The 25,340-nt window shown below is 71.6% G+C and carries 25 protein-coding genes, 1 tRNA gene and 2 pseudogenes; 20 read left to right on the forward strand and 8 right to left on the reverse strand.

The window, feature by feature from the left end:
* Positions 1-95: 95 nt before the first annotated feature.
* Positions 96-572: a hypothetical protein gene (locus tag AC3RKA_RS03050; RefSeq protein ID WP_216879980.1), complete on the reverse strand. Its 477-nt coding sequence runs from the start codon at positions 570-572 to the stop codon at positions 96-98.
* A gap of 24 nt (positions 573-596) precedes the next feature.
* Between AC3RKA_RS03050 and AC3RKA_RS03055 the strand changes: the two genes are divergently transcribed.
* Positions 597-3,185, forward strand: coding sequence for an excinuclease ABC subunit UvrA (locus AC3RKA_RS03055; protein WP_489727481.1), 2,589 nt, complete (start codon positions 597-599; stop codon positions 3,183-3,185).
* A gap of 60 nt (positions 3,186-3,245) precedes the next feature.
* Here the strand turns inward: AC3RKA_RS03055 and AC3RKA_RS03060 are convergent, their stop codons facing one another.
* Positions 3,246-3,548, reverse strand: coding sequence for a putative quinol monooxygenase (locus AC3RKA_RS03060; protein WP_076697299.1), 303 nt, complete (start codon positions 3,546-3,548; stop codon positions 3,246-3,248).
* 243 nt (positions 3,549-3,791) lie between these two features.
* On the opposite strand from AC3RKA_RS03060, the pseudogene AC3RKA_RS03065 reads away from it, so the two are divergent.
* Positions 3,792-4,106: pseudogene (locus tag AC3RKA_RS03065) on the forward strand (IS3 family transposase); the annotation flags it as partial.
* Between the two features lie 24 nt (positions 4,107-4,130).
* Here AC3RKA_RS03065 and AC3RKA_RS03070 read toward each other — a convergent pair.
* Positions 4,131-4,691: a hypothetical protein gene (locus AC3RKA_RS03070; protein ID WP_098471389.1), complete on the reverse strand. Its 561-nt coding sequence runs from the start codon at positions 4,689-4,691 to the stop codon at positions 4,131-4,133.
* 266 nt (positions 4,692-4,957) lie between these two features.
* Here AC3RKA_RS03070 and AC3RKA_RS03075 point away from each other — a divergent pair, with 266 nt between their 5' ends.
* On the forward strand, positions 4,958-5,233 hold the full coding sequence (locus AC3RKA_RS03075) for a hypothetical protein (protein ID WP_144824183.1): 276 nt from the start codon (positions 4,958-4,960) through the stop codon (positions 5,231-5,233).
* Positions 5,234-5,366: 133 nt separating this feature from the next.
* Here the strand turns inward: AC3RKA_RS03075 and AC3RKA_RS03080 are convergent, their stop codons facing one another.
* Entirely contained in the window at positions 5,367-6,212 is an 846-nt protein-coding gene (locus AC3RKA_RS03080) for an alpha/beta fold hydrolase (protein ID WP_489727482.1), read from the reverse strand.
* Between the two features lie 87 nt (positions 6,213-6,299).
* Complete coding sequence (locus AC3RKA_RS03085) at positions 6,300-7,061, reverse strand: DUF72 domain-containing protein (RefSeq protein WP_081091253.1); 762 nt, start codon at positions 7,059-7,061, stop codon at positions 6,300-6,302.
* A 46-nt stretch (positions 7,062-7,107) separates the two neighbouring features.
* Between AC3RKA_RS03085 and AC3RKA_RS03090 the strand changes: the two are divergent.
* A pseudogene (locus AC3RKA_RS03090) lies at positions 7,108-7,281 on the forward strand (AbgT family transporter); the annotation flags it as partial.
* Between the two features lie 81 nt (positions 7,282-7,362).
* Positions 7,363-8,319 (forward strand): glutaminase A, encoded by a 957-nt coding sequence (gene glsA, locus AC3RKA_RS03095; protein WP_053088839.1) that lies wholly within the window; start codon positions 7,363-7,365, stop codon positions 8,317-8,319.
* A gap of 3 nt (positions 8,320-8,322) precedes the next feature.
* Here glsA and AC3RKA_RS03100 read toward each other — a convergent pair.
* Positions 8,323-9,217, reverse strand: a protein-coding gene (locus tag AC3RKA_RS03100; protein WP_489727095.1) for an IS5 family transposase whose coding sequence is annotated in 2 segments (ribosomal slippage) — positions 8,323-8,859 and positions 8,861-9,217 — 894 coding nt in all. Because the reading frame shifts where the segments join, the coding sequence is not laid out codon by codon here.
* 131 nt (positions 9,218-9,348) lie between these two features.
* Here AC3RKA_RS03100 and AC3RKA_RS03105 point away from each other — a divergent pair.
* The 7 genes from AC3RKA_RS03105 (at position 9,349) to AC3RKA_RS03135 (ending at position 15,660) form a co-directional block, all read left to right on the forward strand.
* The gene (locus AC3RKA_RS03105) at positions 9,349-10,287 is read left to right on the forward strand and encodes an SDR family oxidoreductase (RefSeq protein ID WP_049159430.1); all 939 of its coding nucleotides are present in this window, start codon (positions 9,349-9,351) and stop codon (positions 10,285-10,287) included.
* Between the two features lie 75 nt (positions 10,288-10,362).
* Complete coding sequence (locus AC3RKA_RS03110; RefSeq protein ID WP_489727483.1) at positions 10,363-11,433, forward strand: nucleoside hydrolase; 1,071 nt, start codon at positions 10,363-10,365, stop codon at positions 11,431-11,433.
* 80 nt (positions 11,434-11,513) lie between these two features.
* Positions 11,514-12,347, forward strand: coding sequence for an aldo/keto reductase (locus AC3RKA_RS03115; RefSeq protein ID WP_144824186.1), 834 nt, complete (start codon positions 11,514-11,516; stop codon positions 12,345-12,347).
* Between the two features lie 131 nt (positions 12,348-12,478).
* A complete protein-coding gene (locus AC3RKA_RS03120) occupies positions 12,479-13,402 on the forward strand; it encodes a phage holin family protein (RefSeq protein WP_489727484.1) in 924 nt (307 codons plus the stop codon).
* A gap of 151 nt (positions 13,403-13,553) precedes the next feature.
* Positions 13,554-14,195: a CDP-alcohol phosphatidyltransferase family protein gene (locus tag AC3RKA_RS03125; RefSeq protein WP_489727485.1), complete on the forward strand. Its 642-nt coding sequence runs from the start codon at positions 13,554-13,556 to the stop codon at positions 14,193-14,195.
* Between the two features lie 124 nt (positions 14,196-14,319).
* On the forward strand, positions 14,320-15,540 hold the full coding sequence (locus tag AC3RKA_RS03130; protein WP_489727486.1) for a glycosyltransferase: 1,221 nt from the start codon (positions 14,320-14,322) through the stop codon (positions 15,538-15,540).
* A 46-nt stretch (positions 15,541-15,586) separates the two neighbouring features.
* Positions 15,587-15,660 (forward strand) — tRNA-Ile (locus AC3RKA_RS03135).
* Positions 15,661-15,721: 61 nt separating this feature from the next.
* On the opposite strand, the gene AC3RKA_RS03140 is transcribed toward AC3RKA_RS03135, so the two are convergent.
* Positions 15,722-16,606 carry a peptidoglycan endopeptidase gene (locus tag AC3RKA_RS03140; RefSeq protein ID WP_065573774.1) on the reverse strand — a complete coding sequence of 295 codons (885 nt, stop codon included), beginning with the start codon at positions 16,604-16,606 and terminating at the stop codon, positions 15,722-15,724.
* A gap of 311 nt (positions 16,607-16,917) precedes the next feature.
* Here AC3RKA_RS03140 and AC3RKA_RS03145 point away from each other — a divergent pair, with 311 nt between their 5' ends.
* Positions 16,918-18,120, forward strand: a complete 1,203-nt coding sequence (locus tag AC3RKA_RS03145; protein ID WP_065573773.1) for a glycosyltransferase family 4 protein — start codon at positions 16,918-16,920, stop codon at positions 18,118-18,120.
* On the opposite strand, the gene AC3RKA_RS03150 is transcribed toward AC3RKA_RS03145, so the two are convergent.
* Positions 18,056-18,730 carry a murein hydrolase activator EnvC family protein gene (locus tag AC3RKA_RS03150; RefSeq protein WP_081304997.1) on the reverse strand — a complete coding sequence of 225 codons (675 nt, stop codon included), beginning with the start codon at positions 18,728-18,730 and terminating at the stop codon, positions 18,056-18,058. The two genes, AC3RKA_RS03145 and AC3RKA_RS03150, sit on opposite strands and share 65 nt — an antisense overlap.
* Before the next feature lie 404 nt (positions 18,731-19,134).
* Between AC3RKA_RS03150 and rpsB the strand changes: the two genes are divergently transcribed.
* The 7 genes from rpsB (at position 19,135) to pdhA (ending at position 25,339) form a co-directional block, all read left to right on the forward strand.
* On the forward strand, positions 19,135-19,992 hold the full coding sequence (rpsB, locus tag AC3RKA_RS03155) for a 30S ribosomal protein S2 (RefSeq protein ID WP_065573772.1): 858 nt from the start codon (positions 19,135-19,137) through the stop codon (positions 19,990-19,992).
* 103 nt (positions 19,993-20,095) lie between these two features.
* Entirely contained in the window at positions 20,096-20,932 is an 837-nt protein-coding gene (gene tsf, locus AC3RKA_RS03160; RefSeq protein ID WP_002857708.1) for a translation elongation factor Ts, read from the forward strand.
* 206 nt (positions 20,933-21,138) lie between these two features.
* Positions 21,139-21,906, forward strand: a complete 768-nt coding sequence (gene pyrH, locus AC3RKA_RS03165) for a UMP kinase (protein WP_002857706.1) — start codon at positions 21,139-21,141, stop codon at positions 21,904-21,906.
* A 53-nt stretch (positions 21,907-21,959) separates the two neighbouring features.
* Positions 21,960-22,517: a ribosome recycling factor gene (gene frr, locus AC3RKA_RS03170; protein WP_002857704.1), complete on the forward strand. Its 558-nt coding sequence runs from the start codon at positions 21,960-21,962 to the stop codon at positions 22,515-22,517.
* A 25-nt stretch (positions 22,518-22,542) separates the two neighbouring features.
* On the forward strand, positions 22,543-23,379 hold the full coding sequence (locus AC3RKA_RS03175; protein ID WP_049159409.1) for a phosphatidate cytidylyltransferase: 837 nt from the start codon (positions 22,543-22,545) through the stop codon (positions 23,377-23,379).
* Between the two features lie 49 nt (positions 23,380-23,428).
* Positions 23,429-24,028 (forward strand): DivIVA domain-containing protein, encoded by a 600-nt coding sequence (locus AC3RKA_RS03180; RefSeq protein ID WP_002857700.1) that lies wholly within the window; start codon positions 23,429-23,431, stop codon positions 24,026-24,028.
* A gap of 156 nt (positions 24,029-24,184) precedes the next feature.
* Positions 24,185-25,339, forward strand: coding sequence for a pyruvate dehydrogenase (acetyl-transferring) E1 component subunit alpha (pdhA, locus tag AC3RKA_RS03185; RefSeq protein WP_227448638.1), 1,155 nt, complete (start codon positions 24,185-24,187; stop codon positions 25,337-25,339).
* Position 25,340: the final 1 nt, after the last annotated feature.

A 25,340-nucleotide genomic window follows, 5' to 3' on the forward strand; every position in this document is an offset into this window, starting at 1 on the left:
TCACGAGATCCGGTATCAGCACGAGCCGAGGTCCATGATGTCACTCCCGGGCCGCGGGTATGCAGGCGCGGCGGCCACGCGCCGGGTGGGCGTGGTCAGGCCACCCACCACATGCCGGTGAGGTCTTCGGTGCCGTAGGCGGTGACGGGCCCGGTCTCGCGGAACTCGAGCCGCACGTCCAGGGGCACGTTGGCGCGCGTGGAGGACTCGAGGTAGACGCCGACGCCGGCCCGCCGTGCGTCGCGCTGGCGACGCTCCACGAGGGCCCGGCTGCCACGGGCCGGATCGGGCCGCAGGGTGCCCCGGATGATGCGGTCGAACATGTCCGCGAGCCGCTCCCGCCGGCGACTGCGGGGCAGGAAGAACACCGTGTACGGGTCGGTGAGTAACGCCTCGGTGAGGACGCCGGCCACCCGGGCCACGGCGTCGTCGCCCGCCTGCGCGCGGAACTCGGCGCCGGAGATGTCCACGCCGCCGACGACGACGCCGCGCGCCTGCCGGAGACGGGAAGTGGTGCGTCGGCCCTCGTCGGTGCAGCAGCCCTCTCCTCCGGATGCAGATCGTCCGACCATTCCGTGCGTGGCTAGCATTCGACCATGGTTGAATCCTCTTCGTTCGTGCCGTCGAAGCTCTCCGTGCAGCCCGACGTTCGCGTTCGTGGCGCCCGCGAACACAATCTGCAGGATGTCGACCTCACGGTGCCGCGCGATGCAACGGTCGTCTTCACCGGTGTGTCCGGCTCGGGAAAGTCCTCGCTGGCGTTCGGGACGCTGTACGCCGAGTCTCAGCGACGCTATCTGGAGTCGGTCGCACCGTACGCCCGCCGCCTGATCGATCAGGCGGGAGTGCCCGATGTCGACTCGATCACGGGGATGCCGCCGGCGGTCGCCCTGCAGCAGCAGCGGGGTTCCGGGAACGCCCGATCGACCGTGGGCAGCATCACCACATTGTCGAGCTTGGTGCGGATGCTGTACTCCAGGGCCGGGGACTACCCGGAGGGACAGCCGATGTTGTATGCGGAGGACTTCTCCGCGAACACGGTCCAAGGGGCCTGCTCGGAATGCCACGGCATCGGCCGCGTGTACGCGGTGAACGAGCAGCAGATGGTCCCGGACCCATCGCTCACCATCCGCGAACGCGCCATCGCTTCCTGGCCGACTGCGTGGCACGGCCATCAGCTGCGCGATGTGCTGGTCGCCCTCGGGTACGACGTCGATGTGCCGTGGCGGGATCTTTCGAAGAAGGACCGGGACTGGATCCTGTACACCGATGAGACCCCCTCCGTCCCGGTCCACTCCCGGCTCACGCTCTCCGAGTCCAAAGCTGCGATCGACGCAGGCGTGGAGCCGAGCTACTCGGGCACATTCGTCGGGGCTCGCCGGTACATTCTGGACACGTTCGCGAACACGAAGAGCGCCTCGATGAAACGGCGCGTCGCGCAGTTCCTCACCGCTGCGATCTGCCCGGTCTGCGATGGCAAGCTGCTGAAGCCCGAGGCGCTGTCTGTCACGTTCGAAGGATTCGACGTCGCCGAATTCTCCCAACTGCCGCTCCGGGAACTTGCCACGATCCTCTCGGGAGTCGTCGCACGCGTGGAGGACCACGAGGCCACCTCTTCCGATGTGCGACCCACCCCAAGCCGAGCACCAGAGAAGCATGCTGCTGCGGTCCAGCTCGCTTCAGGGGTACTGCAGCGGCTTCGTCCACTGGTCGATCTGGGACTGGGCTACTTGTCATTGAGTCGGACGACGCCAACGCTGTCAGGCGGCGAGCTGCAGCGACTCCGGCTCGCGACGCAACTCAGCTCTGATCTCTTCGGGGTCGTCTACGTCCTCGACGAGCCATCGGCGGGGCTGCATCCGCAGGACGTGGCGGCGCTCCTCCAGATTTTGGATGGACTCAAGGGGCGAGGGAACAGCCTGTTCATCGTCGAACACTCCGTGGCTGTGATGCGGCACGCGGACTGGCTGGTCGACATCGGCCCCGGTGCCGGTGAACACGGCGGCCGCGTGCTCTACAGCGGCCCGCCCGACGGTCTCGCCGGTGTGACGGAGTCCGTGACACGTGGATACCTCTTCGGCGGCCGAGGTCTCCCTCTTCGCACACCCCGTGAGGCACGCAGTTGGCTGCGCCTGGAGAACGTGACGCGGAACAACCTGCATGACCTCACCGTCGATATCCCTCTGGGTGTCTTCACCGCGGTGACGGGCGTGTCCGGGTCCGGCAAGTCGAGTCTGGTCAGCCAGGCCCTTCCGTCGCTGCTTGGCGATCGCCTTGGCCAGGCTGTCCGGGGCGATGACGAGCCGGTCAGCGACGAGTCACTGCTCGCGGATGCGCCGGAACATCTCGAAGGGCGCGTCGCCGGGCCCGTCACCGGTGTGCAGCGGCTGGTCGTCATCGACCAGCGGCCCATCGGCCGGACCCCGCGGTCGAACGTCGCCACCTATACCGGGCTGTTCGATCACGTGCGTCGTCGATTCGCAGACACCCCGGAAGCTCGTTCCCGCGGGTACAAGCCTGGCCACTTCTCCTTCAATGTCGCCGGCGGGCGCTGCCCGACCTGCGAGGGCGAGGGATCGGTGATGGTCGAGCTCCTCTTCCTGCCGTCCGTGTACACCGAATGCCCCGACTGCCACGGCACCCGATACAAGGCATCAACGCTCGAGATCGCGTGGCGCGGGCGCACGATCGCTGACGTGTTGTCGATGAGCGTCGAGGAGGCGAACCTGTTCTTCGTGGGCGATGAGAAGATCACTCGATCGCTGGCAGCTTTGTCGGACGTCGGACTCGACTACCTCCGGCTGGGTCAACCGGCAACCGAGCTTTCCGGGGGTGAGGCGCAGCGTGTCAAGCTCGCAACCGAGTTGCAGCGCGCGCAGCGCGGAGACACGCTGTACGTCTTGGACGAGCCGACGTCCGGGCTCCACTGCGCCGACACGGATCGTCTCGTCGCGCACCTGCAGACGCTGGTCGATGCGGGCAACACGGTCGTCGCGGCGGAGCTGGACATGCGCGTTGTCGCGGTGGCCGATCACGTGATCGATCTTGGACCCGGCGCGGGCGACGCCGGCGGGACCGTGGTTGCAGCTGGTACGCCCGCCCACGTCGCGGATCAGGGCGTCGGTGCTTCCTCGGGCTACCTCGCCGCCGCACTGCAGGCAGCCACCAACGTGACCCCAACGTGACGAGCGTGCCGCTGTGCGATATGAGAATCGCACAGCGGCACGCTCGACGGGGTCGTGGTCTCAGGCGGGGAGCTTGGAGGCCAGGACGTCCAACTTCTCGATCGTCGGCTCGCTGAACAGTTTGCCGGTCTGCTCGCCGAGAGCGGTCGCAACTGCGCCGGACAGGTGCGCGTCGCGGCCGGCGTCGTCGGGGAACACGTCGAAGATCCCGAAGGAGGACGGGCCGAGACGGATCGCGAACCACGCGACGGTGGCCGGCTCCTCCTCGACGAGCCCTCGCCCGATGCCGAGGAATTCCTGGACCTCGTCTTCTTTGCCGGGCAGGGCCTCCAGCCTGACAAGCAGTCCCTTCGTCACGCTCATGCCATCACCTCTTCCTGGGTCGAATCGCTCGCAAATGACGCCCCGATCGTAGCGCAGATCACAGTCAGGTCATCGGGTGAGCAGCTGGCGATCAGGTTCCGTCCACCACGACGTCAGCACCGGCGTCACCCAGGTCCGTGCGGATGCTCGGGAGGACGTCAAGGTGCGACCTTCGACCACACGGGCCTCGTTCAGCGTCCACGGCCCGTGACAGGCGGCGGTGCAGCCGTGGTGGCCGGGTGCCTGGTGCACTCGGACCGGGGCTCGCAGTTCCGATCTGGACTTTTTCAGGACGCGCGCACCCGTCATGGGCCGATCGGCACGATGGGCCAGGTCAGCCCAGTCGGGGACAACGCGGCCATGGAGTCCTTCTTCGCGCTCCTCCAGAAGAGCGTGCTCGACCGATGTCAATGGGCCACCCGGGACGAGCTGCGGGCGGGGCTCACCACCTGGATCGAGAGGACCTATCACCGCCGCCGACGGCAAGACCGTCTGAGCCGGCTGACCCCCATCGAGTACGAGCTGGCCATGGACCACACGCCCGCTCACACGGCGTGACGACGACTGTCACCTACACGTGCATCAGTCCCGGTCCTCGCACTTCCTCGGGGGATTCACCCAGCCCTTCTCCCTGCGGTCTTCTGCAGTCATGTCTCGAGTCATCTGCGTGGTCTTCCCCCATGCCTCCTGAACCTCAGCCGCACTCATGCCCGGCTTCCAGACCTTCACCCACACTGCTTCAGCGGCGAAGACGAGGAACATCGCGACAGCGCCGCACACGGCAACCCCCGCAGAGACAAACCAGCCGACGATTCCTCCCACGATCGGGGGAACCACGAAGCTCCACACGGCATAGCCCCAGCCGCCCGGGGAAGGGTGGGCCGCTGCGACCACAAAAGGCCGCTCACCACAGGCGACCAAGATCGAGCTGACCACCACAGCGGTCACAGCGAGCCCCAGCGAGAACCATCCACCGAGAGGTGTGGCGAGGGCCTGGCTGAGCAACCACCACAGCAGCCACACCCCCGGCATGAGGGCAAGACCCGTGCTCAGGTGACCCACTGTCGCCCAGGGGAGCGAGATGACTTCCGGGGCACCGCCCCCACCCGACACCTCGTCGGATTCCGTTCGCTGGCGCTTCATCACTTCTCCCTCACCACCCCGGCCACGTTCTCGACCACACGCAAACACCACCTGCACAGTGCAACGACGGGACTGGTGTGCGATCAGGTGCCCGCTGGATCGGGCCGCCTGCCTGACGTCGGACGGGACCGGGACACGACGCCGTCGGTGACGTCGGAGGCGCAGGAGAAGGCGTGCCTTCCCGTAGCGTGGCCGTTCGCTGCGGGGCCGGCCGGGGATCTGCTCGGCTTCGGTAGGTGCGCCTCGCTGTGGAGGGAGCTTCGTCGATGACGGTCATCGGGATCATCTGGCTCAGTGTGCTCACCCTGGTGAGTGGGGTGGCCGTGCGCGGCCTCCTGCAGAACGCGGCTGCGCGAGAGGGCGGGTCCAAGGGCGGCTCCACGGCGGTGCTGTGGTTCCTGCTGGCTCTGGCGTTCCTCCTCACCACCCTGCCGTCTGGAATCGACCCGTTCCGGGCCGCAGGCCTCCATCTGGGGGCAGCCGCGCTCATCGGCTTCGTACTCGACGTCCTGACGCGCGGTTCTGCCGGCCGGGCAGCCTGATCCCACCCTCCGTGTGGTCACGGCGTCGTCGGATCGAACCTGACAGGTCAGCGTCGGCGCCGCGGTGGGCGGCATGCACCACCCCCGCGAGCGCCGTGTCGCGTCCCGCACTCGGATGCGCCCGCCCGCGCCCTCACTCCGCCAGGAACTCCAGCAGGATCCGGTTGAACTCCTCGGAGTGGCTGATGCTGAAGCCGTGCGGGGCATCGTTGACCAGTTCGACGCGGCTGCCGTCGATCGCCTTGTGCGTCCGCTTGCCGGAGCCCTTGAACGGCACGATCTGGTCGGCGTCGCCGTGCAGGACCAGGGTCGGCACGGTCACCGCCGGCAGGTCGCGGCGGAAGTCGGTGGCTCCGAACGCGTCCATGCAGGCCAGCGCAGCCGTCTGGTCGGACTGCAGCGCCATCCGGATGGCCTCCTGGCGCTGCTCCTCGGTGACCTTGAGGCTGCTGGTCAGGCCGGCCAGCTTGGGGGTGGAGAAGAACGTCGTCGTGAAGTCGTCGAAGAACGACTCGCGGTCCTTCTCGAGGCCCGCGCGCATCTCGGCGGCCTGCTTCTCGGTCAGCGGGCCGTCGGGGTTGTCGTCGGTCTTCAGCAGGTACGGGGGCACCGCGCCGGCGAACACCACCGAGTGGATCCGGTCCGCGCCGAACCGGGACATGTAGCGCGCCACCTCGCCACCGCCCATCGAGAAGCCCACGAGCGTCACGTCACGCAGGTCGAGCTCGGTGAGCAGACCGTGCAGGTCGGCGGTCATCGTGTCGTAGTCGTAGCCGCCGGCGGGCTTCTCCGAGGCGCCGAAGCCCCGCCGGTCATAGGTGATCACGCGGTAGTGCGGGGACAGGGCGGCGACCTGGTCCTTCCAGGAGTCGAGGGTCAGCGGCCAGCCGTGGATGAGGACCACGGGACGCCCGTGGCCGGCCTCCTCCACGTTCAGCCCGACCGTGCCGTGGTCCGTGGGGATCTGCATGAGGGTCATGTGCGTCTGCCTTCCTGTGCTCTCGGGGGACGACGGCGGCGCTCGGCCGCCGCTTCCTCCTCACGCTAGGCATGCGCTCGGCATGTGTCAGGCTTCGGTCTCCGCCATCCTGCGCAGCGTCAGCGCGTTGAACGCGGCGTGGCCGTGGTTGTCGTTGTTGAAGTAGACGTAGGCGGGCCGCGCGCCCGCCGCGTCCCCGGCCGGGCCGCCGTCGTCCGCGCCCGTCAGCTCCCGCAGCCGCCCCACCCAGGGTGCGAGCTCGGCGTCGGAGAACGAGCCGCCGTAGCGCCAGTCCGGGTCCGCGTTGTGGAAGCGCACGTAGGCGAGGCGCCCGGTCGCGCGCAGCACCGGCTCCCGCCCGGCGATCACCGAGACCACGAACCCCGCCCCGTGCCGGTCGAGGAGGTCGAACACGTCCTCGTCCAGCCAGGACTCGTGCTGGACCTCCACCGCCACGCGCACCCGCTCGGGCAGCAGGCCGAGGAACCCGGCGAGCCGGTCGTCGTCGCGGTGCAGGTTGGCCGGCAGCTGCAGCAGCAGCGGCCCGGCGTGGTCGCCGACCAGGTCCAGGGTGTGCACGATGCGCTCCACCCAGTCCTGCGGCTCGTTGAGCTTGCGGTAGTGGGTGAGGTAACGGGAGGCCTTGACGGCCATCTCGAAGCCGGCGGGCAGGCGCTCGCGCCATGCCTCGACGGTGCTGTCCGCCGGCCAGCGGTAGTGGGAGCCGTTGAGCTCGACCGTCCGGAAGCGCTCCGTGTAGTGGTCGAGCTGATCGGCGATCCGCAGCCCCTGCGGGTAGAAGGTCCCGCGCCAGTGCTTGTAGGTCCAGCCGGAGGTCCCGATCCGCACGTCCATCCCCCGACGATAGCCCCGGCCCGGGTCACCGGGTCTTGCTTTGACCCGCCGCGGCAGGCGTAGCGTCCCGCTGATCATCGCGGTGGCTCAGAGGTACGACCGGAAGATGGGCATCGGCTCCCTGATCGCCACGATGCTCCCGTCCTCGATCGCCTTCCTGCCCGCGTGCACCGGCATGGTCATCGGCTGGAGGTGGCTGGGCCTGCCGCTGGGCCCGAACGCCCGGTCCAGTACACACCGTGACCGGCCCGGTGCCCGCCCGCGACCCGGGCGCCCGTCCACTACTGTGACAGGAATGGACACGACGCGATTCGACGACGACCTGCGCGCGATGCTCGGCGAGGTGGAGTCCGACCGCCGCGGCGAGCCCTCCGACTACCTCGAGGACGTCGCCGGCCAGCATGTGGACGGCCTCGCCGTGGCGGTGTGCACGGTGGACGGCCACCAGGCCGCCGCCGGGGAGACCGAGCACGCCTTCGCGCTGCAGTCGGTCTCCAAGGCCCTCACCTACGCGGTCGTGCTGCAGGAGATCGGCCTGGACCACGTGCTGGAGGACGTGGGCGTCGAGCCCTCCGGTGAGTCGTTCAACCACCTGTCCCTGCACGACGACGGCCGGCCGTGCAACCCGCTGATCAACGCCGGCGCCATCCTGGTCCACTCCCTCCTGCCCGCCGGGGACGAGGACGAGCGGACGGCCCTGCTGCTGCGCCGCTACAGCGCGCTGGCCGGCGTCGAGCTGGAGGTCTGCGAGGACGTCCTCGACGCCGAACGCACCCGCGCCGACCGCAACCTGGGCCTGGCCCACCTGCTCGCCGACGCCGGCCGGCTGCCCATCTCGGCCCGCGAGGCCGTGGCCGGGTACCTCGCGCAGTGCTCGGTCCTGGTCACCGCACCCCAGCTGGCCGTCATGGGCGCCACCCTCGCCGCTGGCGGCACGAACCCCGTGACGGGGGAGCGGGTGCTGGACGAGTGGGTGGCGCAGCAGACGATGTCCGTGATGCTCACCTGCGGCATGTACGACGCCAGCGGCCAGTGGGTGGCCGAGGTCGGCGTGCCCGCGAAGTCCGGCGTCTCGGGCGCGCTGCTCGGTGCCGTGCCCGGGGCCCTGGGCCTCGCCGCGTGGTCGCCGCGCCTGGACGAGCAAGGTAACTCCCGGCGTGGCATCGGGTTGTTCGAGGGGCTCAGCTCGCGCTGGGACCTGCACGTGCTCCAGCACCGTGGCGCCCTGCGCGGCCTCAGCGGGCCCCGCTGACGCCTAGGGCATGTCTGACAATCGTTTTGACCATGCGAGCACAGCATTCAGGACCAGAGCGGCCCTGTAGATGATCGCGTACTTGTCATACCGGGTCGCCAGACCCCGCCACTGCTTCAGGTGAGCGTACTGACGCTCGATGACGTTGCGGCCCTTGTAGGCGTCCGCGTCGAGGCTGACGGGGCGCCCGCCGCGGGCACCGCGCCGTCTGCGGTGGCCCTGCTGGTCGGCCGGTTCGGGGATGACCGCTTTGATCCCACGGGCACGTAGGTGGGTGCGGATCGCCCGGGAGGAGTACGCCTTATCGCCCAGCACGGCCTCGGGGCGGGTCCGGGGCCGCCCTACTGGCCGGGTCACGCGCAGCTGCTCCAGAAGAGGAAGCAGCATCGGGGAGTCCCCTGCCTGGCCGGGGGTGATCAGGCTGACCAGCGGCAGCCCGGTCCCATCGACGAGCTGATGGATCTTCGTGCTCAGCCCGCCACGGGAGCGCCCGATGCCGTGATCGGCCGGCTCCTCACGCGGATTCTTGTAGTTCGATCCATCCCCCTGTGTGGCGGGTGATGTTCGTCGCGTGCTGGTGGGCGCGGGCGATCGTGGAGTCCACCGAGACCGACCAATCGATCAGGCCTTCGGCGTCAGCGGCGGCGGTCAGCGTGGCCAGCACCGTGTCCCAGGTGCCCTCTTCAGCCAAGCGCCGATGCCAGGTCCACACGGTCTGCCAGGGCCCGTAGACCTCGGGCAGATCCCTCCAAGCGATTCCGCACCGGTACCGGTAGATGATCGCCTCCACCATGGTGCGGGCGTCGGCGAACGGCCTGCCGGCGCGGCCGGTCCGGGTCGGGAGCATCGGGGCGATCAACTCCCATTGGGCGTCGGAGAGCATCTGGAACCGGGACATGTCCCCAGGGTCTCAGCTGACTCGTGCATCTATTCTCAGACACGCCCTAGCCGCCGCCGCCAGGGCCACGCCGACGACGCCGCGCCCCGTCCCTTGTCACCCTCTGACGCGCGCCGCGTAGCATCGGGCCCATGACCACTCCAGAGAAGAAGGACGACGCCCCCGCGATCCCCGTGCAGGACTCCCAGCTGGCCCACGACGACCCGCGCACCCGCCACCCGAAGCTCCACATCACCAAGCAGCGCCAGCCCGAGCCCGGCCTGGACGTGAAGACGGATCCCGTCCCGGACATCGGTCTGGACTCGTACCGGGGGACGGGCCGGCTGACCGGCCGCAAGGCCCTGGTCACCGGCGGCGACTCCGGCATCGGTGCCGCGGTCGCCATCGCCTACGCCCGTGAGGGCGCGGACGTCGCCATCGCCTACCTGCCTCAGGAGCAGCCCGACGCCGACCGCGTCCTGGCGGCGATCGAGGCCGCCGGGCGCACCGCCGTCGCGTTGCCGGGCGACCTGATGGACGCGGACTACCGTGCCGCCCTCGTGGACGAGGCGGCGCAGCGCCTCGGCGGCCTGGACATCCTCGTGAACAACGCGGGCAAGCAGTTCATCTCCGATGACCTGACCGATCTCACCGACGAGCAGGTCCACGAGACGTTCCAGATCAACATCATGTCCATGTTCACGCTCAGCCGCGCCGCGCTGAAGCACATGGGCCCGGGCAGCACGATCGTGAACACCACCTCGGTGCAGGCCTACAACCCCAACCCGAGGCTCCTCGACTACGCCGCCACCAAGGGCGCCATCAACAACTTCACCAAGGGCCTGGCCGAGCAGCTCGGCCCGAAGGGCATCCGTGTCAACGCGGTGGCGCCCGGGCCGATCTGGACGGTGCAGCACGTGTCCTACGGTGAGCCCGAGGAGAAGCTGCCCGAGTTCGGCCACAGCACCCCCATCGGCCGCGCCGGCCAGCCCGTGGAGATGGCACCCGCCTACGTGTTCCTGGCCTCGGGCGAGTCCAGCTACGTCAACGGTGAGACCCTGAACGCCAACGGCGGCACGCCCACCCCGTGACGCCCGACGGCCACGGACCCAGGGAGGACCACGCCTGATCGGTCGGGCGGTCGCGACGGCACTACAGTGGCCGCCGTGACCGCCCGACTCCTCGCCGACGTCGACACCGGCATCGACGACGCCTGCGCCCTGCTCCACCTCGTGGGCGCCCACCGCCTCGGCGCCGGCCCCGAGCTCGCGGCCGTCACCACCACGGGCGGCAACGCGACCGCCCGGGACTGCGCCCTCAACACGGCCGCGGTGCTCGACCTGGCCGGCCGGGCCGACGTCGAGGTGGCCGTCGGTGCCGAGACCCCGCTGCGCCGCCCCGCGGTCACCACCCCGGAGACCCACGGCGACGGCGGTCTCGGCCATGCCCGGATCGTTCGACACCCCGAGCGGCTCTCGCCCCGGCCCGCCGTGGACGTGTGGCTGGACGAGCTGCGGGCCCACCCCGGGGAGACGACGATCCTCTGCACCGCGCCGCTGACGAACCTGGCCCTCGCGCTGCGCGCCGAGCCGCGCCTGCCGTTCCTCGCCCGCGGCATCGTGATCATGGGCGGCTCCTTCTATCATCCGGGCAACACCACGCCCACCGCCGAGTGGAACACCTGGGTGGACCCGGACGCCGCGAAGGAGGTGTTCGCGGCCTTCGAGGGACTGCCCGAGGACCGCCTGCCGATCGTCTGCGCGCTCGAGACCACGGAGCGGATCGAGTACACGCCGGCCCTGCTGGACGGACTCCTGGCCGACGCCGGGGCCCGTCCCGTCGGCTGGTCCGCGGACCGACCGCGGGTCGCCGGGCCGGACGCCGCGACCGGCAGCCCCGTCCTGGACGTGCTCGCCGACGCGCTGCGCTTCTACTTCGAGTTCCACCTCGACTACGACCAGGGCTACATCGCGCACCTGCACGACCTCTTCGCCGCCCAGGTGGCCGCGGGCCAGGCCCGCATCACCACGCGGGCCACCGTCGTCGACGTCGAGGCGGACTCGGAGCTGCTGCGTGGCACGACCGTCCACGACACGCGGGACATCTGGGGCAGGCGCCCCAACGCCCGGCTCGTCACGGCCAACGACCCCGCTCAGGTGTTCGCGGCCTTCGCCCGCGCGGTGGGCGCCGTCGTCGCGGGGGAGCGCACGCCCGACGGCGGCGCCCCGGCCCGGTGACCGCCGTCGGGAATGCCGGCCGCCCGCGCGAGGTTGCACCCGACGCATCCGCCCGACCCCGACCTTTCAGGAGCTCCTTCATGACCAGCGTGCCCACCGTCCCCTTCCACGACGGACAGCAGATCCCGCAGCTCGGATTCGGCGTGTGGAAGGTCGAGGACGGCGTCGCGGCCGACGTCGTCGAGCAGGCGATCCGCGCCGGCTACCGCCACATCGACACCGCCGCGATCTACGGGAACGAGGAGGGCGTGGGCCGCGGCATCGCCGCGTCCGGCGTCGCCCGCGAGGAGCTGTTCCTCACCACCAAGGTGTGGAACTCGGACCAGGGCTACGAGGAGGCGCTCGCCGCCCTCGACGTCTCGCTCGACAAGCTCGGCACCGACTACGTGGACCTCTATCTCATCCACTGGGCCAAGCCGGCGCAGGGGAAGTACCTGGAGACGTGGAAGGCCCTGATCGAGGCGCAGAAGCAGGGCAAGGTGCGCTCGATCGGCGTCTCCAACTTCCCGGCCGCCCAGCTCGAGGAGATCATCGAGGCCACCGGTGTGGTGCCCGTGATCCACCAGGTCGAGACCCACCCGTACTGGCAGCAGCGCGAGCTGCGCGAGGTCGAGGGCCGCCACGGCATCGTCCACGAGTCCTGGTCCCCGCTCGGTCAGGGCGGCGACCTCCTCGCCGACCCCGTGGTCACCGAGATCGCCGAGGCCCGCGGCGCGACGCCGGCCCAGGTGGTCATCGCGTGGCACCTCGCCCACGGCTTCGTGGTCATCCCCAAGTCCGTGACGCCCGAGCGCATCGTCTCGAACCTCGAGGCCGCGGGGGTGGAGCTGACCGCTGACGACGTCGCCCGGATCGACGCGCTGGACCGCGAGGACGGCCGCCTCGGCCCCGACCCGGCGGTCATCGACTTCTGATCCAGCCGCCACCGCGCGCACCCGGCCCGTCCCCCTGGGGGCGGGCCGGTGATAGTTTTGCTCGAGAATGCCCGGCGGCCGCGGCGCCGCCCGGGCGCATCTGTCCAGGCACTCCACGGAAGGCATGCACCATGTCCCACCAGGCTCCCCCCGCCGATGCGTCGAAGGCCCGCGCGCTGCGGACCGCCGTCCCGGTGACCCCGCAGACCCGCGCGAGCTCGCTCACCGACCTGCTCGGCGCCGTCGTGCGCCTGTTGCCCCTGCAGATGAAGGACGAGCTCGCGCTCGCCAAGGGACACGTGGCCGCGAAGGGCAAGAAGGCCGGCATCGGCGCCGGCGTCGCGGTGGTGGGCCTGTTCTTCCTCGCGCTCATGGTGGTCGCCCTCGTGGTGACGCTGATCGGCGCCTTCGCCGACCCGAGCTTCTGGTTCCCGGCGCTCATGGTGGCGCTCGCGTTCCTCGTGCTCGGCCTGATCTTCGCCGGCGTCGGCCTCGTGATGGTCAAGGGCGCCATGCCGCTCGTGCCGCAGGAGACCGTGCGCAACCTCGAGTACGACCTCGGCTACCTCAAGGAGGGCAACGCCTTCGACCCGGCCGAGTACGACCGCCTCAAGGCGGAGCGCGCCGAGGCCAAGCGTGTCGAGGCCGCCCGTGAGGCCGAGCGGAAGAAGGTGGAGAAGGAGGAGAACAAGAAGGCCCGCAAGAACGGCGAGGCCGCTCCCCACCCGGACCGCGACGACGCCACCGAGGCCGAGATCCGTCGCCGTGCCGACCTGCGCCGCCGCCACCTGGGCGACATCCGCTCCGGCCTGGATGAGAAGACCAACGTGAAGGGCCAGCTCGCGGCCTTCGCCGCCCAGCGCAAGGGTCGCGGCGTCACCCCCGAGACCACGCACGCCACCGAGCAGACCGCGCCGTTCACCGGTGCCGCCCGCGCGGGGGAGCGGACCGCCGAGGCCGAGGACTACGTGAAGGACAACTGGCAGCCGCTCGCGCTGCTCGGCGCCTCCTCCGCCGCGTTCGTGGCGCTCGCCGGCCGCCTGCGCCGCCGCTGACCCGGGGGCGCCCGCCCTCCCCAGCCCCCGAGGCCCCGATCCCCACGGATCGGGGCCTCGTCGTCTGCGGGCAGGGGCGACGGCGTCGGTAGGCTGGGCGTGTGGGGCGCCCGGCGGGGGCGTCCGCCCGCGGACCCTGGAGGAGTGACCCATGCGTGTGATCGACGTCGGCCTGCGCGAGGGCCACGAGTACCGCGTCCGCGACACCTGGCTGACCGTGCCGAACCTCATCACCCTGGCCCGCTTCGCCCTGGTCCCGGTGTTCGTGTGGCTCACCGTCGACGGCCGGCACCTGGACGCGTTCGTGATCCTGGCGGTGCTCTCCGGCACGGACTGGGTGGACGGCTACGTGGCGCGCCGGTTCGACATGATCTCCACGGTCGGGCGGTGGCTCGACCCGGTGGCGGACCGCCTCTCCCTGCTGGTGGTGGCCGTGACGTTCGTGGCCACCGGCATCGCCCCGCTCTGGCTCGCCCTGGCCATCGCGATCCCGGACGTCGTGCTCGCCGCCGTGTGCCTGTGGCTGTTCGGCGGCAGCCCAGACCTGCCGGTCACGGTCCTGGGCAAGATGCGCACCGCGCTGCTGCTGGTGGGCACGCCCCTGCTCCTGCTCGCCCGTGTGCCGGGGGTCGACGGCGGCCCGTGGAGCGGCGTGGCCCTGGCGCTGGTCGGCGCCGGCTGCCTGCTGCACATCCTCGCCGCGGGGGACTACCTCGTGCGCGCCGTGGGCAAGGCCCGGGACCTGCGGGCGGACGGTCAGGACCCGCGCGAAGAACCGTCCCGCCGGGGCTGACCCTGGCGCATGGTCGTGCCGGCGCCGACGGTTGCTACCGTGGGACGCGCGCCGTGCCCGCGGCCGACCCTCACGGCACGGGCCGGACGTCGTCGTGCCATCGCCACCACAGAGAGGGACCGCCGTGTCCGACCGTCCCGGGACCGCCGCCGACCGCCCCCTGAAGGTGCTGATCGCCGCAGACACCTATCCGCCCCACGTCAACGGGGCTGCCACCTTCGGCCACCGCCTCGCCACGGCGCTGCACGCGCGTGGCCACGAGGTCCACGTGGTGATGCCGCGCACCGAGGCCGGCCCCGACACCGTGGAGCACCGGCCGGAGGCCACCGTGCACCTGCTGCGCTCCCTGCCGGCGCCGACGCACGAGTACTACCGCGTGGTGCTCCCGCGGCACGCCAAGACCTCCTTCCGCCGCATCTACCGCGAGGTCCAGCCGGACGTCGTGCACGCCCAGTGCCACTACATGATCGGCGAGGCCGCCATCAACGAGGCCGAGCGGCGCCGCATCCGGATCGTCTCCACGAACCACTTCATGCCGGAGAACCTCGAGCCGTTCCTGCCGTTCCCGCAGTGGTTCCTGGACATCGTCTCCCGGGTGTCGTGGACGGACATGGGTCGACTCATGGGCAAGGGCGCGGTGGTCACCACCCCCACGGCCCTCGCCGCGCAGGCCATGGCCGAGCACGCCGGCCTGGACAACGTCCTCCCGGTCTCCAACGGCATCGACGCGAGCGCCTACGAGCTGCAGCCGGGGGAGAAGGTGGACCATCCCGGCCATCCGGTCGTGCTCTTCGTGGGGCGGCTGGCCGTGGAGAAGAACGTGGAGGTGCTGATCCGTGCGATCGCACACCTGGCCCGCACCCGCCCCGACCTGGACGTGCACGCCGAGATCGTCGGCGACGGCGAGCAGCGCGACCGCATCCGTGCCACGGTGGACGAGGAGGAGGCGGCCGACCGCGTCCTGCTGCGCGGCCACGTCTCCGAGGAGGAGCTGCGGGCGGCCTACCTGCGCGCCGACGTGTTCTGCCAGCCGGGCACGGCGGAGCTGCAGTCCCTCGTGACCCTCGAGGCGCTCAGCGCGTCCACCCCGGTGGTCCTCGCGGACGCCCTCGCGTTGCCCCACCTCGTGGACGAGGGCGTCAACGGCCACCTCTTCCCGCCCGGGGACCACGTGGCCCTGGCCGATCGGATCGCCCGGATCCTCGACCTCTCGGACGCGGACCGCGCCGCCATGGGCGAGGCATCCCACGCGAAGGCCCTGCACCATTCCGCCCAGAAGACGGTGGACATCTTCGAGCGCCTCTACCGCGGCGCGACGGCCGCCGAGGTCCGCGCGCTGCTCTGAGCCCCGTCGGTAGGATGGGCGGGTCCCGCGCGGTGCCGCGGGGGGAGGGGCGTTAGCTCAGTCGGTCAGAGCAGGGGACTCATAATCCCTGGGTCGCGGGTTCAAGTCCCGCACGCCCTACGAGGAACGGCCCCCGGCCGCGCGGTATGGCGCGGGCCGGGGGCCGTCGTCGTGCCGGTGCTCAGTAGCGGGCGGCCACCGCGAGCATGTCGGACTTCATGATCGTCGTGGAGGTGAACACCAGGCCCGCGTCCTCGTTGAGGGCGTGGGCGAGCTGGCCGCCGCCCATGTACATGGCCGCATGGTAGATGCGGCCGGTGGACTGGTTCGCGTAGAACACGAGGTCGCCGGGCTGGGCCTGGGAGATCGGCACGTAGGACTTCGCGGCGAGGTACTGGTCGCCGGCGCGGCGCGGGATGGAGATGCCGGCCTGGGCCATGGCCTGCTGGGTGAGGCCGGAGCAGTCGAAGCCGGAGGGGCCGTTGCCGCCCCACACGTAATAGGAGGACGGGTTCCGGACGGCGGCGCGCACGTAGTCGACGGCAGCCTGCTTGGACGCGGGCGCCGGCGCAGGGGCGACGGCGGGGGCGCTGGAGGTGGAGACCGAGGTGGTCTTCAGGACCATCCCCGGGTGGAGCATGGTCGAGGAGCTCATGCCGTTGATGGACTGCAGGACCGAGGCGGACACCCCCGTGCGGTAGGAGATGATCCACCAGCCGTCGCCGGCCAGCACGGTGTAGGTCGAGCCCGAGGTGGACGGCGCCGGGGCCGGGGCCGGGGTGGCGGTGCCGGAGGTCTTGAGGACCATGCCGGGGTGCAGCACGGTCGCGGCGGTCATGCCGTTGAGCGACTGCAGCGTGGACATGGAGACGCCGGTGCGCTGGGCGATGATCCACCAGCCGTCGCCGGAGCGGACGGTGTAGGTGGTCTCGGCGGCCTGGGCGGTCTCGGCGACGGACACGGTGCCGACGCCGGTCAGGGCGGCGGCGCCCAGGGCGAGGGCCACGGAGGCGGCGGCGGTGCGGGGGGCGCGGCGCGAAGCGGCGTGCGAGGAGGTCACGGACATCGGATCTTCTTCCCGGACAGGACCTGCGGCCATGAGGGTGGTGCCTCGGGGCGATGCCCGGAACGAGGCCGGGCCGCGGGTGCGAGTTGACGAGCAGTGCGGATGACCGGGTACGCGAGGATGCGGAGGAAGCCCCGGTGTGGCGGACCGGCTGTAACCGATCCGTGATCAAGATACACGATCGTTATCGAAACGCAATCAGAAATTCGGATGACGCCCAGGTGGCCGATCGGCGCGCGACGCGCCCCGCCCGTCACCCTCCGCGCGCGGCTGTCCCTGCCCCTCTCCGGCGCGGCGCTAGCGTGGTCCGGGTGAGCCCCTCCCGCCCCCTGCGCCTGCTGATGGACGCCCGCTACACCCGCACCGACTTCCACGACGGCATCTCCCGCTACGGCGCGAGCCTCATCGAGGCGGTCGCCCGCCGGACCGACGCGCCGGGACCGGAGGGTGCCGACGTCGAGGTCGAGGTCGCGATGCTGATCTCGGACGAACGACAGCTGGCCCTGCTCCCGGACGGCGTGCCGTGGCACCTCGTCTCCGGCCCCACCTCCCCACGCGAGCCGTTCGTGGCCCGTCAGGTCGCGCGCCTGCGACCGGACGTCGTCTTCTCGCCCATGCAGACCATGGGTTCGTGGGGGCGGGACTACGCCCTGATCCTCACGCTCCACGACCTCATCTACTACGAGCACCGCACCCCGCCACGGAACCTGCCCGAACCGATCCGCTGGCTCTGGCGGGCCTACCACCTGACCAGGACCCCGCAGCGGATCCTGCTCGACCGCGCGGACGCGGTCGCCACGGTCTCCCGGACGACAGCGGAGCTCATCGCCCGGCACCGCCTCACCCGGCGTCCGGTCCACGTCATCGCGAACGCGGCGCAGGCGGTCCCGGAGCCACGGGACCCGGACGAGACCCCGGAGCGCACGCTGCTCTACATGGGCTCGTTCATGGACTACAAGGACGTCGAGTCCCTCGTGGCCGCCGCGCCCCTGCTGCCGGGTTACGCGCTGCACCTGCTCTCCCGCATCAGCCCGGAGCGCCGCGGGCAGCTCGAGGCCCGGCTGGCCGCGCGCCGCGCCGCCGCGGGGGCCGCCGGCGCGGACGTGGTGTTCCACGACGGCACCGACGAGGCCGAGTACGTGCGCCTGCTCCGCCGGGCCACCGCGGCCGTCACCCTCTCCCGCGCCGAGGGCTTCGGCCTGCCCGTGGCCGAGGCGATGGCCCATGGCACGCCGGTGGTGTGCTCGGACCTGCCGATCTTCCGCGAGATCGCCGGCGCGGGCACCCCGTCCTTCCGGGGTGTCCCGCTCGAGGGGGACCGGGCGGCCGCGCTCGCGGCCCGCGTGCGGGAGCTCGAGGACCCCGCCGAGTTCGCCGCGGCCTCCCGGGCGAGCGTCGCCCAGGCGGCCCGGTTCAGCTGGGACGAGTCCGCCCGCCGACTCCTGGACCTCACGGCCGCGCTGGGTACGGCGCGGCGTGCGGCCAGAGCACGGACGGACCGCTCCAGCCGATGAGCACCAGCGGGTCGAGGTAGCGATCGAAGGCCGCGTCCCCCACCCGCCAGCCATCGGGCTCCCGCACACCCCAGTGCACGCACGCCCGCGGGCAGTGGGGTGACGCCTCGGCCAGTCGCCCCACCGGGTCGCCCGCGGCGACGACGGCCCCCACGGTGACATCCGCCTCCACCGGCTCGAGCGAGCTGCGGGTCCCGTCCGCGTGCTCGAGGGTCAGCACGGGGCGGTCGACCACGACCCCGGCGAACACGACCCGGCCCGCCGCCGGTGCTCGGATCGCTGCGCCGGACGGCACGGCGAGGTCCACGCCCCGGTGCCCCCGACCCCACGGTCGCTCCGGCGCGACGAACGCGCGGAGCACATCACCCGGTGCGGCGCCGGCCACGGGCGCGTGCCACGCGACCGGCGCGGCCGTCGATCCCGGACCTGCCGGGGACGCCGCGACAAGCAGCCGCGCGTCGCGCCCCGACGGTGCGGACGAGGCCCGCGGCACGGGGTCGAGGCCGCCCACCCCCAGGGCGAGGAGGAGCCAGGCGAGCAGGGCCGCCGCGACGCACCCCGCGATGTGCGGGCGCGGGAGCTGACGGGGGAGGCGGGTGCGAGGGGTCATGGCGTCAGCCTGACGTCCCGGGCGGCCGCGCGGCGGGCCCGCAGTCCGATCGTGGAGAGCGCCCGCCGCACCGGCCCCTGTGCAGGAGTCGGCGATGGGAGCGGTCGCCCACCTGGGGTAGGATTCACCTCAGCGGTGTCCTGTGACCGGCCCTGTGCTGTGCCCCGGACGCCGACTCCGCGCATCGCGGTGGGTCGCTCCAGCGGCCCAGCCCCCACGCTCGGTCCCGCCCCCGCCGTCCTCCTGGAGAGGACGTCGGCGCGGGTGCTCGTGGGGCCCGGCAGCCCGCCGTCGTGATGCCAGGGGCCGCCCGACCGGGCCGGCCGCCAACCGTCAAGAAATCGACCGGCAGACCGCCCGCGCGTGAAGTGCGGGGTGCCACGGCTGCCACAGAAGGGAACGTCATGCCCGTCGTGACCATGCGCCAGCTCCTCGACTCCGGTGTCCACTTCGGCCACCAGACCCGCCGCTGGAACCCCAAGATGAAGCGCTTCATCTTCACCGAGCGCAACGGCATCTACATCATCGACCTCCAGCAGTCGCTGTCCTACATCGACCGCGCCTACGAGTTCGTCAAGGAGACCGTCGCCCACGGCGGCACCATCCTGTTCGTCGGCACCAAGAAGCAGGCCCAGGAGGCCATCGCGGAGCAGGCCGGCCGCGTGGGCATGCCCTACGTGAACCACCGCTGGCTCGGCGGCATGCTGACCAACTTCTCCACCGTCTCCAAGCGCGTGCAGCGCATGAAGGAGCTCGAGGAGATCGACTTCGAGGACGTGGCCGGCTCGCAGTTCACCAAGAAGGAGCTGCTGCTGCTCAACCGTGAGCTCGAGAAGCTGCAGGCCAACCTCGGCGGCATCCGCAACATGGCCAAGACCCCCTCCGCCGTGTGGGTCGTGGACACCAAGAAGGAGCACCTGGCCGTCGACGAGGCCCAGAAGCTCGGCATCCCGGTCGTCGCCATCCTGGACACCAACTGCGATCCGGACGAGGTCGCCTACCCGATCCCGGGCAACGACGACGCCATCCGCTCCGTGAACCTGCTGACCCGCGTGGTCGCGGACGCCGTCGCCGAGGGCCTGATCGCCCGCCAGGGCGGCAAGTCCGGCCAGGCGGCCGCCGAGCCGATGGCCGAGTGGGAGCGCGAGCTGCTCGAGCAGCACAACGCCCAGCAGGCTGAGCAGGCCGAGGGCCCCGCCGCCGAGGCGCCGGCCGAGCAGGCCGAGGCCCCCGCCGCCGAGGCCGCCCCGCAGGGCGAGTGATCCCGGCCGGCCCGTCGGCCCGGCCCCACCCGGCCGGGCCGACGGACCGGTTCAGACCCCGAACATCCCGCACAACCCACACCACGGGAAGGACCGAACGAGCATGGCGAACTACACCGCTGCTGACATCAAGGCCCTGCGCGAGCGCACCGGCGCCGGCATGATGGACGTGAAGAAGGCTCTGGACGAGGCCGACGGCGACGCCGAGAAGGCCATCGAGATCATCCGCGTGAAGGGCCTCAAGGGCGCCACCAAGCGCGAGGGCCGCTCCGCCGCCGAGGGCCTCGTGGCCGCGACCGTCGAGAACGGCGTCGGCGTCATGATCGAGCTCAACTGCGAGACCGACTTCGTGGCCAAGGCCGACAAGTTCATCGCCCTGGGCGACGTGGTGCTGCGCGCCGCCGTCGCCTCCGGCGCCACCGACGTCGACGGCCTGCTGGCCTCCGACCACGAGGGCCGCACCCTGGGCGACTACGTGACCGAGGAGGGCGCCCTGCTGGGCGAGAAGGTGGCCGTGCGCCGCCTGGCCCGCGTGGAGGGCGCCTTCGTGGACGCCTACCTGCACAAGACCTCCAAGGACCTGCCGGCCCAGGTGGGCGTGCTCCTCGCCGTGGACGCCGACTCCGCCGAGGCCAAGGCTGCCGCGCACGACATCGCCGTGCACACCGCGGCCTATTCGCCCACGTACCTCACCCGTGAGGACGTGCCGGCCGAGACCGTCGAGAACGAGCGTCGCATCGCCGATGAGACCGCCCGTGCCGAGGGCAAGCCGGAGCAGGCCCTGCCGAAGATCGTGGAGGGCCGCCTGACCGGCTTCTTCAAGGAGATCGTGCTCGTGGACCAGCCGTTCGCGAAGGACCCGAAGCAGACCGTCGGCAAGGTCGCCTCCGACGCCGGCACCAACGTCACCGGGTTCGCCCGCTTCCGCGTCGGCAACTGACCGCCGCACCCGGACCGGCCGCTCCCGGTCCACGCCCCGCGGGGGCGTAGGATCGGGAGCGACCCGAGGTCCACTCCGGCGCCGGACGGCGCCGACGACCACCGCATGACGGGGTGGCCGCCCCGACCGGGCGGCCACCCCGTCCGCGTGTCCGCCCCCGGACGGCCGTCCCCGGCCCGACCCCCACCGACCAGGAGATGCTTCCCATGGAGACGAACCGCGCCCCCGAGGACCCGACCACCGCCCACGCCCCGCAGACCTCGGACGACACCGGCCGCCGTCGCGTGCTCCTGAAGCTCTCGGGCGAGGTGTTCGGCGGCGGCAAGATCGGCGTGGACCCGGAGACCGTCCGCGGCATCGCCGAGCAGATCGCCGCCGCGGCGGACCAGGTGGAGATCGCGATCGTCGTCGGCGGCGGCAACTTCTTCCGTGGCGCGGAGCTGTCCGAGAACGGGATGGACCGCCGCCGGGCCGACTACATGGGCATGCTCGGCACCGTGATGAACTGCCTGGCCCTGCAGGACTTCCTCATCCAGGCCGGGGTCACCACGCGCGTGCAGTCCGCCATCCACATGGAGCAGGTGGCCGAGTCCTACATCCCGCTGCGCGCCATCCGCCACATGCAGAAGGGTCGCGTCGTGATCTTCGGCGCCGGCACCGGCCTGCCCTACTTCTCCACGGACACCGTGGCGGCCCAGCGCGCCCTCGAGGTCGGGGCGGACGAGGTCCTGATGGCCAAGTCCGGCGTGGACGGCGTCTACACCGCGGACCCCAAGAAGGACCCCACCGCCGAGCGCCTCACGCACCTGACCTACGACGAGGCGCTGCTGCGGAACATCCGCGTGATGGACCTGACCGCCATGACCATGTGCAAGGACAACGACCTGGACATGCGCGTGTTCGGCATGGAGGGCCCGGGCAACGTGACCCGCGCCCTGCTCGGCGAGCCGATCGGCACCACCGTCACCGTCTGAGGCCCGCCGCGTAGGATGGCGGCAGACCTGATCCACCACATCGAGGAGACACCGTGATCCAGGAGACCCTGCAGTCCGCCGAAGAGCAGATGGACCGCACCATCGAGGCCACGCGTGAGGACTTCGCCTCCGTGCGCACCGGCCGCGCCAACCCGGGCCTCTACTCCAAGGTGATGGTCGACTACTACGGCTCGTTCACCCCGCTGCAGCAGCTGGCGTCCTTCACCACCACGGACGCCCGCACGCTGCTCATCACGCCGTTCGACCAGTCGGCCCTGCGCAACATCGAGAAGGCGCTGTCCGAGTCCGAGGTCGGCGCGAACCCGTCCAACGACGGCAAGGTCATCCGCATCGTGATGCCGGAGCTGACCGCGGAGCGCCGCAAGGAGTACGTGAAGCTGGTCAAGTCCAAGGCCGAGGAGCACAAGATCTCCGTGCGCAACGCCCGCCGCAAGGCCAAGGAGGCCATGGACAAGGCCGTCAAGGACGGCGAGGTCGGCGAGGACGAGGGCGCCCGCGGCGAGAAGGAGCTGGACGCGCTCACCAAGCGCCACGTCGAGCTCATCGACGAGATGGCCAAGAACAAGGAGCAGGAGCTGCTGGAGGTCTGATCCTCCCGCCGTCCGCGCTCGCCCCATGCCCTCCGCCGTGTCCACCTCGCCCGCACCCCCGCGCGGCGGCCGCGACCTCAAGTCCGCCGTCCTCGTGGGGGTGGGGCTGCTGGCGACGGCGCTGGTCGGCCTCCTCTGGCTCGACTGGCTGCTGGTCGTGCTCGTGGTCGCCCTGCTGGTCGGTGCGGTGTCCGAGATCGCGACGGCGGTGCGCGGCATCGGCCTGGACGTGCCGCGGCCCCCGCTCTGGGTGGCCGCGGCGGTCCTGCCGCTCACGGCGTGGCGGTGGGGGGTGCCCGCGCTGTTCGTCGCGCTCGTGGCGTGCCTGGCCCTGGTGGCCGTGTGGACGGCGCTGACGCGCCGGCGCCCGGCGGGCCAGTTCATGCTCGCGGGCGTGTTCATCGTGCTGTGGGCGCCGTTCCTGCTCTCCTTCGCCGTGGCGCTCCTGGACGAGCCGCTGGGGCACCTCATGGTGGCGATCCTGCTGCTGATGGTGGTCTCCAACGACACGTTCGGCTACATCGTTGGCTACCGCCTCGGCCGCACCCCGATCGCCCCGCGCATCAGCCCCAAGAAGTCCTGGGAGGGCCTGGCCGGCTCCCTGGCGGGCTCGGTGCTGGTGGGCGTCGTCGCCGTCCCCCTGCTGGTCGGCCAGCCGTGGTGGATCGGCGCCGTCCTCGGCGTGACCACCGTCGCCGCCGCCACCTCGGGGGACTTCTCCGAGTCCATGGTCAAGCGTGAGCTCGGCATCAAGGACATGTCCTCCGCCCTGCCCGGCCACGGCGGCGTGATGGACCGCCTGGACTCCCTCGTGTTCGCCTCGCCGGTGGCCTACACCGTGCTGGCGCTGCCTCTGACCTGATCCACCCCTCGACCCGGCACGGCCGGGACCCGCACCGCAGGAGACGCCCATGACCCCCCGCACCACCCCGGACGCCGAGCCGGTCTTCCAGCTCGTCGAGCAGGACGAGATCGGCTACGAGACCACCCACGTGGACGCCTTCATGGCGCGTGCCCGTGAGGCGCGCGACGGCGGTGCCCCGCTGACGGCGGAGGAGGTGCGCCAGGCCCGCTTCGCGACCGTCAACGGCGGCTACGCCACGGACGAGGTGGACGACGAGCTGGACCGTCTGGAGGAGGAGCTGGCCGCCGCCGAGCGTCAGGCCTTCGTCACCGAGCGCGGGGACGAGGACTGGGCCGCGGACCTCGAGGAACGCGTGGCCGAGCTCGTGGCCCGCGCCGACCGGGCCCCGGCGGAGCGCTTCCGCCGCCCCTCCCGCGCGGACGCCGTGAGCTACGACGTGGACCAGGTGGACGCGCTCGTGGACCGCCTGCGCGTCACCCTGGCCGGTGGGGAGGGCTCGACGGATCCCGACGCCGAGGGCGGGCTGACCGCGGACGACGTGCGCCGCGCGTCGTTCGGCGAGGCCGAGGGTGCCGCCGGCTACGAGGAGGGCCAGGTCGACGCCTACCTCGACGCCGCCGTCGACGTGCTGCTGCGCCGCGCCTGACACCCGGCCCTCGCGCGGCGGCCCCGGGCAGAGTGGCGCAGATCACACGAAAGTGATTACAATCACACCACCGAGACGCCGCGCGCTCCACCCCTGCTCGCGCATGCGTACAACTCCCTCGCCCCGCACCGTGGGCGTCGATCGGAAGGCAGTGCAGTGACCCTCGTGGACCACACCCGTCCCACCGGCGGACAGTCTGCCGGCTCCCCGCCCCCGGCGGGCCCGGCCGAAGCCGTGGCGCTCCAGGTGCTCGACGCGGAGGGCCGCCGCTGTCCGCAGCCGGAGCTCGACCCGTGGATCGAGGACGTCGACGCCGACGCCCTCGCCGCGCTGTACCGCCAGATGGCCGTCGTCCGGCGCCTCGACGTCGAGGCCACGCACCTGCAGCGTCAGGGCGAGCTGGCCCTGTGGCCCCCGCTGCTGGGCCAGGAGGCCGCCCAGGTGGGCTCCGCCGTCGCGCTGCGCCCGGACGACTTCGTCTTCCCGTCCTACCGCGAGAACGGCGTGGCCCTGCTCCGCGGCGTCCCCGCGCTGGACCTGCTGCGGGTGTGGCGCGGCTCCACGTTCTCGAGCTGGGACCCGAACGAGACGCGGGTGGCCACCCAGCAGATCATCATTGGCGCGCAGGCCCTGCACGCCGTCGGCTACGCGATGGGCGTCCAGCGGGACCAGGCGGACGTCGCCACGATCGTCTACTTCGGCGACGGCGCCACGAGCCAGGGCGACGTCAACGAGGCCATGATCTTCAGCGCCTCCTACCAGGCGCCCGTGGTGTTCTTCTGCCAGAACAACCACTGGGCCATCTCCGAGCCCGTGCGCCTGCAGACCCGCCGCAGCATCGCGGACCGCCCGTGGGGCTTCGGCATCCCGTCGATGCGCGTGGACGGCAACGACGTCCTGGCCGTGCTCGCCGCGACCCGCGCCGCCGTCGAGCGCGCGGCCGACGGGGGAGGGCCCACCTTCATCGAGGCCGTCACCTACCGCATGGGTCCGCACACCACCGCGGACGACCCCACCCGCTACCGGGACGACGCCGAGCTCGAGGCCTGGAAGGCCCGTGACCCGCTGACCCGCGTGGAGGCGCACCTGCGCACCCTCGACGTGGACGTGGACGCCGTGCTCGCACAGGCCCAGGCCGAGGCCGACGAGCTGGCGGCCGAGGTCCGCCGCGCCCTCGAGGCGCTCGAGGAGGACGGCGCGGACAAGCTCTTCGACGAGATCTACGCGGAGCCCCACCAGGAGCTCGAGCGGCAGCGCCGCGAGCACGCCCTCTACCTGCAGCAGTTCGACGACGAGGAGGCGGGCGCGTGAG

It is taken from the genome of Micrococcus sp. iso_229 (assembly GCF_058072725.1).